Raw genomic sequence first — 12242 nt, forward strand, 5'->3', positions numbered from 1 at the left:
TGACCCTGCGGGTACACTTAGCTACTGCCCGCACCGCCGCGGGCCGCGCCGAGGTGACATGAGGTGCACGCCCCTGCCCCGCGCGCCCGAGGACTGCAATGAGCTCACCCCTGACCCTTCCCGCGACGAAGGCCGCGCGCCCCCGGACCGCCCTGGTCGCCGTCGGCGCCGCCCTGATCGCCGCCACGTACCTGTACCTCGTGCTGGTGCAGCCCGCGGAGATCGCCGAAGGGATCGGCGGAACCTCCTCACTGATCACCCTGTTCGGTTTCCTCGGCGGCGGCGCCCTGCTGGTGGCGGGGATCCTGCCCTCCCTGAGCACGAGTTCGCTCGTCCTGATGCCGTTGGGCATCGCCCTCAATATCGCCATCGGGCAGACAGCGGGCAGCCTGGGGCTGCAGATCTACCTCGACGCCATCGGCACGGTCCTCGTCGCGGTGCTCGCCGGTCCGGCCGCCGGTGCGGCCACCGGGGCGCTGAGCAACGCCATCTGGGGTCTGTTCAACCCGCTGGCGCTGCCCTTCGCGGCCGGAGCCGCCCTCATCGGGCTGCTGGCCGGCACCGCCGCACGGTATGGGATGTTCCGGCGGGTCTACCTGGCACCGGTTGCCGGACTCCTCGTCGGTGCCGTCGGTGGACTGGTGGCCGCCCCGGTGGCCGCCTTTATGTTCGGCGCCGCGGGCACGGTGGGCACCAACGCGCTCGTTGCCGCCTTCCGCGCCGTGGGGGACTCGCTGCTGGTCGCCGCGACGAAGCAGGGACTGACCTCGGACACGATCGACAAGCTCGTCGTCTTCACCCTGGTGGCCCTTCTCGCCTACGCCCTGCCGCGCCGCTCGCGGGCCCAGTTCCCCTTCCTCCGGCGGTACCGGGTCCTCGCCGGGAGGACCGGGTCGGCCACCGGGCGGTAAGCCAGTGCCCCGGCGACGCGTCTTCAACCCGCTGACCGAACTCCTCGCCGCGGCGCTGCTGGTGGTGCTGGTCCTGGTGGTCAACACCTGGCAGTTCTCACTCGCCGTCCTCGTTGCCGCCGTGGTGCCGGGCGTGCTGCTCTCGGGTAAACCGCGGCAGATCGCCCTGGCCATCGCGGTGACTGCCGGTCCGCTGCTGCTCTCCTCGTTCCTGCTGCACGGCCTGTTCTTCCCCGAGGGAACCACGGTCCTCGCCGAGTGGGGCCCTGCCCGCGTCACCGCCGAGGGGCTGCAGTTCGCCGCGCTGACCGGGCTGAGGCTCGCCGTTTTCACCGGGGTGCTCCTCACCGCGGCCCTGACCGTGAGCATTCCCGAACTGGTCTCCACCCTCACCCACCGCGGCTGGAACCGCAGGCTCGTCTTCGTCGTGGGCTCGGCGGTCGGGCTGTTGCCGCACGTCGCCGAACGGGCCCGCCGAATCACCCGGGCGCAGCAGGCGCGCGGACTGGTGGTGGGCGGAAGCGTCCCCTCCCGGGTACGCGGTCTCCTAATGGTCAGCGTTCCCCTTGTCACCGGCCTGCTGATCGACGCCGCCGAACGGACCCAATTGCTTGAGGCCCGGGGGTTCTCCTCCCCGGGACCCCGCACCAGCTACCTTCCCGACACCGACACGGCGGGCCAGCGCACCGCCCGGTGGCTGCTGGCCGCCGGGGTGCTCGGGTTCGCCTGTGCCTGGTACGCGGTGGGGGCGGGCCGGTGATCCGCCTCGAGTGTTCAAGCTTCGCGTACGACGGCGGTCCCGTCGTCCTTTCCGGCGTGGATCTCGCCGTGGAACCCGGAGCCCTGGTGCACGTCGTCGGACCGTCGGGGTCGGGAAAAACCACCCTCGCCCGCCTGCTGGCAGGGCAGACCGGGGCAGGGAACGGAGCGCAGTTCCGCGGTGCGCTGACCCTCGGAACGGACCGGCTGGGATTCACGGGTGGCCCGGGGGATCCGCGGATCGATCCCGCCGCATGGAGTTCCACCGTGGCGTATGCGGCGCAGCGGACCGAAGGCCAGCTCTCCATGATGTCGGCCACCGTCGCGGAGGAGATCGCCTTCGGACCGGCGAACCGGGGCATGCCCGCCGGGGAGCTGCGGGCGGCCGTGCAGGCCACCGCCGCCCGGCTCGGGCTGACGGACCTTCTCAACCGGGATCCCCGCCGGCTCTCCGGCGGCCAGCTCCGTCGCACGATCATCGCGGCGGCCGTCGTCGGGAACCCCCGGGTGCTGATCCTCGACGAGCCCTTCCAGGGGCTCGATGCCGACGCCCGGGCCGAGGTGGCCCGGACCCTTGAGGTCCTGCGCGCGGCGGGCACCGCCCTGGTGATCTGCGCCCCGATGCTTCCCGGAGCGGCCCCGGGGCGCTCCCGGGTGCTGGCGCTTGTAAGCGGACGGCCCGTGTTCGACGGCACCCTCGGGCAGGCCCGGACGGCGGGGCTTGAGCGGTACGCCATCGGCACCGAAGGATCGGCCCCGGACGTGCTGCGGGATCCCCGGGGATGGGCAGCCGCGGCGCCGGCGTCGGGGTTTTCGGTCAAGGCCGGGGGTCCGCTCGCCGAGCTCGCCGGGGTCTCCTTCTCCTACCGCGGGGAAGGCACCCGCGGGCAGGCCGAGGTCCTGCGCGGCGTCGACCTGAGGGTCGACCCGGGCGACATTGTCGGCCTGACGGGAGCGAACGGCTCGGGCAAGTCGACGCTCCTGCAGCACCTGAACGGGCTGCTGAGGGCGTCGTCGGGCACGGTGGCCGTCGCGGGGCGGCCGCTGGGGCGCCGCACTGCCACCGGGCGGCTGGCCGGTGCGGTGGGATTCCTGTTCCAGGACACCGACCAGCAGCTTTTTGAACGGACCGTGCTGCGCGAGGTGGCCTACGGGCCCGCAGCGGCCGGGGCCGGCCGGGAGGCGGCCCAGGGGCGGGCGCGGACGGCACTGGCAGCCGTTGGGCTCGGACACGCCGCCGGGGAACACCCGTACGAGCTGGGGTTCGTTGAGCGCCGGCTGGTGGCGTTTGCGTCCCTAATCGCCTCGGGACCGGCGGTGTGGGTGCTCGACGAGCCGACCGCCGGCCTCGACCTGCGGGGACGCAACCGGGTGGGGGAGCTGATCCTCGGCCACGCCGCGGCAGGCGGCGCGGTGGTGCTTGCCACCCATGACGGGGCGTTCGCCGGAGCCCTGTGCACGCGGATCCTCGAACTGAAGGACGGCAGGATCCTCTCCGGCGGGGCCCGCCGGGGAGCGGGCGGAGCGTAGGGTTGGCGGATGGAACGCCCCGACGCCCCCTCAGGCCCGAACTCCGGTCCGTCCAGTGCGCCCGCCCCCGCTGCCCACCCGGGCGGCAGTCCTGCTGACGGAAGCGGAGACTCGAGCGACGGCCGAGCCCTCGCCCGGCGCCGCACCGTGGTCGTGGGTACGCCGGGGCAAGGCGCGGAACTCGCGGTCTTCGAATACGGCAGGCAGCCGGGACCGGGCGTGCCGACCCTGGTGCTGGTGCACGGCTACCCCGACGACCACCGTGTGTACCTCCCGGTCATCGCCCTGCTGGCCGCGACCCATCACCTCGTCGCCGTCGATACCCGGAACGCCGGCCAATCGGTGGCCGTCTCGGGGGACTACCGGATCTCCGTCCTGGTGGATGACCTCTTCGCGGTGCTCGACGCCGTGGCCGTTCCCGGGGTGCACCTCGTCGGCCACGACTGGGGATCGATCCAGGGCTGGGCGGCGGTGGCCGATCCCCGCTCCGAGGGGAGAATCGCCCGCTTCACGAGCATCTCGGGGCCGGACCTCGGGCACTTCCGCCGCTGGACTCGCAGCCGCCTCCGGACGCCGGGCCGTTGGCCGGAACTCGCCGGGCAACTGCTGCGCAGCTGGTACATCGGAGCCTTCCAGCTGCCGGTCCTCCCCGAAATTTTCTGGCAGGTGGCGCTCCGCCGGCGCTATGAGCGTTCGGCGCGGCGCCGGGTGGGCGCCGATCCCCTCCGGGGCCTGGCCCTGTACCGGGCGCTGCGCTCGCCCTCAGGGCTCGGGCCGCGGCTGCCGGCTGTGACGGTGCCGGTCCACGTCGTGGTGCCGGTGAAGGACCCCTTCCTGTCCCCGGCGCTGATCGAGGGACTGGGGGAGTGGGTGGAGGACCTGAGGGTGACAAGGGTTGACGCCGGGCACTGGTGGCCGGAGACCCGGCCCGCCGACTTCGCCGACCTGCTCCGCCGGGAGCCGTAGGAGCGGCCCGGCGGCGGCTCAGGAAAGGACGAGCCGGTGCCAGGACCGCAGCGTGAGGCCCGCTGCAAGAGCACCCAGCGGCAGCGACAGCAGCACCTGGACCGCTGTCGTGGCGTCGGTGCCGGCGCCGCGCTGGCTCGCCCACAGCCCGGGAGCGGCGAAGGGGAACCAGCCGCCGAGCCCCACCATGGCGGCCAGCTGCGCCAGGACGACGATGGCGATCACCGCGCCGATCGCGGCGAGGTAGCCCCGGCCCAGCGTGGCGGCCCACGCGCAGGGCAGGGCCAGGAGAGCCGTGGTCGCGGTGATCAGCAGGAACTTGACCGTGAGGACTGGGATCACCGGATCGCCCGGGCCCCCGGCAGTTCCGCTGAGGAGCCCGGCCGCGACCAGGGTGAACGTCAATGCCACGGCGACGGCAAGGGCCCAGGCGAGGATCAGCAGCAGTTTCGCGGCGGCCGTGGCCGTCCGGGAGACCGCCGCAAGGAAGAGGGAACCGACGGTGCCGTCGGTGAACTCCCTGCCGAACACCCATCCGGTCACCACCCCGAACCCGAGGAGGCCGCCGACGGCACTGATGGTGCCGGCCCCCACGAAGAACCCCTCCCAGCCGCCGGCACCGATGACTCCCTCGGCCTTGACCGCCAGCAGCGGGTTGGCGCCTTCGAGGGAGAGCACCGACGCCACAGTCATCACCGGCACGCCGAGGACGAGGAAGACACTCGTGAACATCACGGGGCGGGCGCGGCGGAACTTCAGCCACTCGACGGCGAGGGCCGCTCCGAGCTGCCCCCGGCCGGTCACTGCCCGATTCCGGAGTCGGCGTAGATCATGTCGAAGAAGCGCCGCTCAAGGTCCATGGCGTCGGGCGCCAGGCCCCCGATGATGCGCCCTGCATTCAGGACGCTGATGCGGTCGGCGACCCGCGCCACCTCGTCGAGATGGTGGCTTGAGACGAGTACCGCTGCGCCGCGCGTGTGTGCGCGGTCAAGCAGCATTCGGCGCACGATCATGACCCCGGCAGGGTCAAGCGCGTTCGTGGGCTCGTCGAGGATGATCGTGTCCGGCGAGGCGGTCAGGGCCGCCGCGAGGCCAAGGCGCTGCTTATTGCCAAGCGACAGCCTGCGGCCCTGCGTGCCGGCCCACTTCATGAGCGCGAACTCCTCTATGAGCTCAAGGGCCGCGGTGCGGGCACGCTCCGGCCGCAGCCCGGCCAGCCGCCCGGCGAGCGTGAGGTTCTGCAGGACGGTGAGTTCCGGGTACGCAAGTGGGTGTTCAAGCAGGTAGCCAACGCCGGCGCGCTCGTCCGAGGACAGCATCGAGGGTTCGCGGCCCGCCACCAGGACCGATCCGCCGTCGGGCCGGAGCATGCCCAGGAACAGGCGCATCAGCGTGGTTTTGCCTGCTCCGTTGAGGCCGACCAGGGCGTGGATTTCGCCCCCGTACACCTCGAGGCTGACCCGCTCGAGGACCGGCTCACCGCCGAACCGTTTGGAGGCGCCTGCGCAGCGTAGCCGGGCGGTACCGCCCGCCGGTCCGGCGGCGTCGTGCCGTTCCTTCTCCACCGCCACCTCCTTCAGCCGTCGGCCAGCAGCGGAGCCCGAGCCCGCCTGCGTTCATTGTGGACGCTGCGGCCGGGACTGGAAAGCTCAGGCCTCGAGCAGGCCGCGGATGTCGTCGGCGGTAAGTGCCGAGCTGAAGACGGCGTCGTCGTCCATGACGGAGTTGAAGAGCTGGGCCTTCTGCTCCTTCAACTTCATCACCTTCTCCTCGATGGTGCCCTTGGAGACCATCCGGTAGACCATGACGTTCTTCGTCTGCCCGATCCGGTGGGTCCGGTCGACCGCCTGCGCCTCGCTGGCCGGGTTCCACCAGGGGTCGAGGAGGAAGCAGTAGTCGGCCTCGGTCAGGTTGAGGCCGAAACCGCCGGCCTTCAGGCTGATCAGGAACACCGGCGCCGAGCCTTCCTTGAACCTGTCGATCACCTCGCCCCGACTGCGCGTCGACCCATCGAGGTAGGCGTACTCGATCCCGCGGGCCTCGAGCTGCTCGGCGGCCTTCTTCAGGTAGGAGGTGAACTGGCTGAACACCAGGGCGCGGTGGCCTTCGGCCAGGACGTCCTCGAGCTGTTCGAAGAGCACCTCAAGCTTGGCCGAGGGAACATCCGCATGGTCGGGGTCGACGAGGGAGGCATCGAGGCTCAGCATGCGCAGCAGCGTCAGCGACCGGAACACGATCATGCGGTTGCTGTTGAGGTCATCGATGAGGCCCAGCAGCTTCTGCCGTTCCCGCTGGAGGTAGGTCGAATAGATGTGGCGGTGCTCGGGCGTGAGCTCGACCTCGAGGACCTGCTCCTGCTTGGGCGGCAGGTCCGAGGCGACGGCCTCCTTGGTGCGGCGCATCATCAGGGGGCGGATGCGTCGACGCAGCCGCGCCAGCGGCCGGTTGTCGCCGATCTTCTCGATCGGGGTGCGGTAGTCCTCGGTGAACCGGCGGGCCGAGGGGAACAGTCCCGGGGCGACGATATTGAACATCGCCCACAATTCCATCAGGTTGTTCTCCATGGGCGTGCCCGTGATCGCCAGCTTGAAGGGTGCGGCGAAGTCCTTGGCGGCCTGATGGACCTTCGAGGTGCGGTTCTTGACGAACTGCGCCTCATCCAGGATCAGCCCGGCCCACTCGGTTTCCGAGTACGCCTCAAGGTCGAGCCGGAACAGGGTGTAGGAGGTCACCACGACGTCGGCGCCGCGCACCTGCTCGCGGATCGGCACCCCGGAGGCGCCCTGGGTGTCGGTGATGCCGACGACATGGAGCCCCGGGGTGAAGCGGTGGGTCTCGTTGATCCAGTTCGGCACCACGGAGGTCGGCGCGACGATGAGGAAGGGCGCGTGCGGCCCGCCGGTCTCATGGGCGTGCTGGATCAGGGTCAGGGCCTGAAGGGTCTTACCGAGGCCCATGTCGTCAGCGAGCACACCACCGAGCTGATGCCGCCAGAGGAAGGCGAGCCAGTTGAAGCCTTCCTTCTGGTAGGGCCGCAGTTCGGCCTTGACCCCGAGGGGAAGCTCGACCGGTGCCAGGTCCGGAAGCTCGAGCAGCCCGGCGACGGCGTTCCGCCAGGACTCGGCCTGCTCCGTCTCATCGGCGAGGTCTTCGAACTCGGCCCACAGGCCGGCCTGGTAGCGGCTGATCTGGAAGCCGGTCTCCCACTCAGTGAGGCCGCGTGCCTCCTCGATGAGTTCGCGCAGCTGGTCGAATACGGGCTGCTGGAGGGACAGGTAGCTGTTGTCGACGAGCTTGAGCTTCGTCCGGCCCTGTGCGAGGGCGCGGAAAATAGAGTCGAAGGGGATCTTGCGGCCGCTGACCGTCACCATCACGCCCAGGTCGAACCAGTCCCGGTCCTCGGTTTCGACGGTGCTGATGACCAGCTGCGGGGTCTCGGTCAGGTGCTCGTAGTCGGGTTTGTCCCCGACGAGGTCCACCTCAAGGCCTGGTTCGGCCTCGATCCGAGGCAGCACCGACTCGGTGAACTCCACGGCCTGCATGTCCTCGAGGGTGGTCTTCCGCAGCGGCAGCGGGCTGAGCAGGGCCCGGGCTGCCGCCTCAAGGGCGTCCTCGGCGTCGGGGTCGCGGTAGCCGTCAGCGGCGGCCGGGCCGCCGCCCAGGGGGTGGCGCTGCACGGCGGTGCCGAAGGTGTACCGGAAGTCCCAGGAGAGGGTCACCGCGCCGTCGGGCCGGTAGGCGGCGGTGAGGACGAGCGCCGGCGGCTGGACCTCGGGCAGGTCCACGCTTCCATCGCTGCTGGCCACCTTGAGCGACCGGCTGAGGCGGGGGTAGTACTCCTCGAGGAAGATCGAGGTCTCCTCGGCCGGGATGGAGACCGGGCGGGCCCGGCGGAGCAGTTCAAGGTCCTGCCCGCTGAGCTTCCTGGCGGTCGGGGCGAGGGTGATTGTGGTGTCCGGCGCAACCGTGTAGATCCCGTGGTCGCTGATGACGTGGGCGGTCTCCGGCGGGTGGATCCGCCCATCGATCTCCAGGACGGGGGAGAGTTCCACCGCGGCGTCGGCCGCCGCCGTCGCGTCGAGGCGCAGGGTGGCCCGGTGGGCGAGGACGACGGTCACCGACTTTTTCGATCCGACGAACTCGATGCCGAGCCGTCCGGCTTCCTCGAGGAGGTGCCAGAGCAGGGGATTGCTGAAGTCGTCGAGGTACAGCCACGAGTCGTTGTTGCCGAAGTAGTTGACGCCGGTGCCCCGGTGCAGGGCAGGGAACTGGGAGAACCAGCGGTGCTGGTCGGGGTCGAGCCGCAGACCATAGGTCTGGTAGCTGATGCTTCCCCACGAGAGGTTGTTCTTGACCCACTTGCCCTTGGAGTTCTGGCTCACGGGCCGGACCCCCAGCCGGGCATTGAGGGTGCGCAGGCCATGCCGGTCGGCGGCCGATCCCCAGCGCTGGACCGCCACCTCGGGGGTGCGCACCTCGAACTGCAGGCCAAGTGGCGTCGTCGGCGCTGCGGGAACCTCGGCAGTGCCGGGGGCCGGGGCGAGCAGTTCGCTCAGCGAGGCCTGCCAGCCCGCCGCCGGGCGAGGAGGAGGCGGTGCCGCGGTGGTCTCCTGGCGGGCCAGGAGGTGCTCGGTGTTGCTCTGGAGGGCGGTGGCGGCAACATGCTTGCAGTCCGAGCCGACGGGGCAGCTGCAGAAGTTTTCGAGCGGACGGAAGCGGCCGTCACCCTTGAGGCCCAGGCGCAGCTTGGTGCGGTACTCGGTGGGGGCGCTTCCCCGCACCCGGCCGGTGAGGATCTTCGCGCTCGCGTCCCAGGCGAGGGAACTGACGGCGCCGTCCTTGGCATAGACCTGTCCACGCTGGAACGACGCACCGCCCACGATGCGGATGATGTCGGTGACATCGATCAGGGGGGAGGACGAAGAGGGCATACTTTCATGCTCTCACGCGGCGGCTGCGCACCGTGCCCGGCGGGCGGTGCTGTCCGCTGTCGGCCATACCGTCTGCCGCGTGGACCTCCAACCGGCGGGACCCGCGGGGTTCCGGTACCCGGTGCACCGATGCAGCACGTAAGGTACGAAAGGGGCTGTCCGACGTCTTCCGGAGAAAGGGTGCCGGTGTTCGAAGCGCCGAGTTTTATCTACGCTGCCGCCGGGCTCGCGGTTCTTGCCGCCGCCCTGCTGCCCCGCCTCCTGATGCGGGCGCCTATCTCCATGCCCATGGTGTTCCTCGGAGCCGGGGTGCTCGCGTTCTCCCTGATCGAAACGCTGCCCACCCCCGACCCGGTGGCCCATGGTGACTTCACCACCCACCTCGCCGAGGTCTGCGTCATCATCTCCCTCATGGGTGCAGGGTTAGCCCTGGACCGCAGGGTGGGCAGGAAGCGGTGGGCCACAACCTGGCGCCTGCTGGGCATCGCCATGCCGCTGTGCATTCTGGGCCTGATGCTCCTCGGCCTCTGGGTGCTGGGACTGGGAATCGCCGCGGCGCTTCTTGTCGCCGCGGCCCTCGCACCCACCGACCCGGTGCTGGCCTCGGAGGTGCAGGTGGGCGAACCCTCCGAATCGGAGGAGGATCTCGGCGGGGAGGACGAGGTGCGCTTCGGGCTCACCTCCGAGGCGGGCCTCAACGACGGCCTTGCCTTCCCTTTCGTCTATCTTGCGATCGCCATCAGCCTCGTGGGGGCGGCGCCCGGCGCCTGGTTCCCCGAGTGGATCGCGCTGGATGTTGCGTGGCGCCTGGGCATCGGCTGCCTCTTCGGGTTCGGCATGGGCAAGCTGCTCGGGCGGCTGTTCTTCTCGGCCCGGATCGAAACCGTCCGGCTGGCGAACCACTCCGAAGGGTTCGTGGCGCTGGCTGCGACCTTCCTGACCTACGGCCTCACCTAACTCGCCGAGGGGTACGGCTTAATCGCCGTCTTCGTCTGCGCGGTCACCATCCGCGCTGCGGAACAGACAAGCGGCTACCACGGTGTCCTTCACAGCTACATCGAGCAGCTCGAACGGCTGCTCACGGTTGTGGTGCTCGTCCTGCTCGGGGGAGCCATCTCCCGCGGCCTGCTGACGGGTCTCACCTGGCAGGAAATCCTCGTCGCCGTCCTGTTCCTCCTGGTGATCCGTCCCGCCGCGGCCTGGGTCAGTCTCGCCCGGGGACGCACCGGACCCTGGGAGCGGGGCGTACTTTCATTCTTCGGTGTCCGCGGCATCGGTTCGATCTACTACCTCGGGTACGCGCTGTCGAAGGGGGAGTTCGACGCCGAGGAAGCCTCGCTGTGGCGGATCGTGGCGCTGGTGATCTGCATGTCCATCGTGCTTCACGGAATGACCGCCGCCCCGGTGATCAATGCGCTCGACCGTGCGCGCGAACGCAAGGCGGTGCGGGTCAGCGGCGACGAGGGACAGGCGCCCAAAACGCCGATCTAGTCCGCAGGCCCCCCGCGGCCGAACCTCAGCGCAGGTGCTCGAGCCGGCGTTGGATGGCCTCGAGTTCGGTGCTCAGTGCGCCAAGGCCCCCGGCACTGTTTTCGGTGGCAAGGGCGCGCACCAGTTCGTCCTGCCGCGCCCGGAGCCCGGCCTCGGTGGTTGGAAGCTCGACATCAGCCATCTCGAAATCAGCCATGGAGTCATCCTGCCAGATGCCTATCCGGTCAGCTGCCCTGCCGGTGCCTGCCGGCACCGGCAGGACGCGGGGCCCGCGGGGCGAGTGGCCCGGGCAGAGGATGCCCCAAAAGGGGGTGCCCGAAATAAGTGGCCCGTTTCTGCCGTTGGCAACTGCATACCCGGTCTCCACGGTGATGGCCGGAACGCCGAATAGCACAGCGCGCCACTTCTGGGAAGGCTTTTTCTTTGATCTCTGTTCCTTTGTCCATCCTCGACCTGGCACATATTCCGAGGGGAGGCACGGCTGCCGGAAGCCTCGCCTCGAGCGTGCTGCTGGCGCAGAGCGCGGAGAAGTGGGGGTACCGGAGGATCTGGTACGCCGAGCACCACAACCTGAGCAGCATCGCCTCCTCGGCGACGAGCGTGCTGATCGCCCACGTCGCCGCGGCCACCACCAGCATCCGGCTGGGATCCGGCGGAATCATGCTGCCGAACCATTCACCCCTGACAATCGCCGAACAGTTCGGGACCCTCGAGACGCTCCATCCGGGCCGGATCGACCTCGGCCTGGGCCGCGCACCGGGAAGTGACGGGAACACGATGCGGGCCCTGCGCCGTGATCCCGCCGCCGCCGACACGTTCCCGCAGGATGTCCTCGAACTCCAGGGTTACCTCTCGGGTGATACGCGCATCCCGGGGGTCCACGCCACGCCCGGACGCGGGACGAACGTTCCCCTGTACATCCTTGGATCCTCGCTGTTCGGGGCGGGACTCGCCGCGGCGCTCGGGCTGCCCTACGCGTTCGCCTCGCATTTCGCCCCGGCGGCGCTCCGGGAGGCTGTGGCGTTGTACCGGCGGGAATTCAAACCCTCCGCCCAGCTCGAGCAGCCCCACGTCATCGCCGGCCTCAATGTTCTTGCGGCCGATACCGAGGATGAGGCGCAGAACCAGTTCCAGGAGGGCCAGCGGAGGATGGCCGAGCTGCTGCTCGGCCGTGGCCGCGCCTTCACCCCGGAGGAGGCCGATGCACTCCTTGCCTCTCCGGGAGGCCAGCAGGTGGCGCAGATGTCCACCTACTCGGCCGTGGGAACCCCGCCCCAGGTGCAGGACTACCTTGAAGGCTTTACCAAGCACGCCGATGCCGATGAACTGATTATCGCCACCCGGGCGAGTTCCGAAGCGGCCTGGCTGCGCTCGTTCGAGCTGGTTGCAGGCCTTGCGCGGCCGGTGGCCGCCTGAGGCCCAAATATTTATAAAGAAGGTTTCGATTCCTGCTTGCCATCACCCATGGTGGTGCTGTTAGGTTGGTAACGGTTGTAGTGTTGCGCATTTGTATTTCACGTGGTGTAGCTCCTCGGGGCCCACGCCGCATCTCTGAAAGAGCGGACAAGCACGCCGCGACTGGGGCTTTCCGAAAGTCGGAAGGCGTCTGAATTTCAGAAGGATAAACAAAAATGGCAACAGGTACCGTGAAGTG

General features: G+C 69.8%; 9 protein-coding genes and 1 pseudogene. 6 read left to right on the forward strand and 4 right to left on the reverse strand.

All coding sequences use genetic code 11. The annotated features are described in order from the left end of the window. The first annotated feature begins 98 nt into the window (after positions 1-98). The 4 genes from QZX79_RS07200 to QZX79_RS07215 are packed head-to-tail and all read left to right on the forward strand — an operon-like array spanning position 99 to position 4166. Positions 99-911, forward strand: coding sequence for an ECF transporter S component (locus tag QZX79_RS07200; RefSeq protein ID WP_294566734.1), 813 nt, complete (start codon positions 99-101; stop codon positions 909-911). 4 nt (positions 912-915) lie between these two features. Beyond that, positions 916-1671 carry an energy-coupling factor transporter transmembrane component T gene (locus QZX79_RS07205; RefSeq protein ID WP_294566737.1) on the forward strand — a complete coding sequence of 252 codons (756 nt, stop codon included), beginning with the start codon at positions 916-918 and terminating at the stop codon, positions 1669-1671. Then, complete coding sequence (locus QZX79_RS07210; RefSeq protein WP_294566741.1) at positions 1668-3200, forward strand: ABC transporter ATP-binding protein; 1533 nt, start codon at positions 1668-1670, stop codon at positions 3198-3200. The genes QZX79_RS07205 and QZX79_RS07210 overlap by 4 nt, the downstream gene beginning before the upstream one ends. Positions 3201-3209: 9 nt before the next feature. Continuing rightward, on the forward strand, positions 3210-4166 hold the full coding sequence (locus QZX79_RS07215; RefSeq protein ID WP_294566744.1) for an alpha/beta fold hydrolase: 957 nt from the start codon (positions 3210-3212) through the stop codon (positions 4164-4166). Between the two features lie 18 nt (positions 4167-4184). Here QZX79_RS07215 and QZX79_RS07220 read toward each other — a convergent pair whose 3' ends face one another. From QZX79_RS07220 to QZX79_RS07230, 3 genes are all read right to left on the reverse strand, one after another. After that, positions 4185-4970, reverse strand: a complete 786-nt coding sequence (locus QZX79_RS07220; RefSeq protein WP_294566748.1) for an ABC transporter permease — start codon at positions 4968-4970, stop codon at positions 4185-4187. Then, positions 4967-5731, reverse strand: coding sequence for an ABC transporter ATP-binding protein (locus QZX79_RS07225; RefSeq protein WP_294566751.1), 765 nt, complete (start codon positions 5729-5731; stop codon positions 4967-4969). Before QZX79_RS07225 ends, QZX79_RS07220 begins: the two co-directional genes overlap by 4 nt. Before the next feature lie 84 nt (positions 5732-5815). Then, positions 5816-9097 carry a DEAD/DEAH box helicase gene (locus QZX79_RS07230; protein WP_294566753.1) on the reverse strand — a complete coding sequence of 1094 codons (3282 nt, stop codon included), beginning with the start codon at positions 9095-9097 and terminating at the stop codon, positions 5816-5818. A gap of 186 nt (positions 9098-9283) precedes the next feature. On the opposite strand from QZX79_RS07230, the pseudogene QZX79_RS07235 reads away from it, so the two are divergent. After that, positions 9284-10588 (forward strand): annotated as a pseudogene (locus QZX79_RS07235) (cation:proton antiporter). A gap of 25 nt (positions 10589-10613) precedes the next feature. Here QZX79_RS07235 and QZX79_RS07240 read toward each other — a convergent pair. Next, complete coding sequence (locus QZX79_RS07240; RefSeq protein WP_294566755.1) at positions 10614-10784, reverse strand: hypothetical protein; 171 nt, start codon at positions 10782-10784, stop codon at positions 10614-10616. Between the two features lie 230 nt (positions 10785-11014). On the opposite strand from QZX79_RS07240, the gene QZX79_RS07245 reads away from it, so the two are divergent. Next, a complete protein-coding gene (locus QZX79_RS07245) occupies positions 11015-12004 on the forward strand; it encodes an LLM class flavin-dependent oxidoreductase (RefSeq protein ID WP_294566793.1) in 990 nt (329 codons plus the stop codon). Positions 12005-12242 lie beyond the last annotated feature (238 nt).

The sequence above is a fragment of the uncultured Arthrobacter sp. genome, assembly GCF_902805515.1.
In the GTDB taxonomy this organism is placed as follows: Bacteria; Actinomycetota; Actinomycetes; order Actinomycetales; family Micrococcaceae; genus Arthrobacter_D.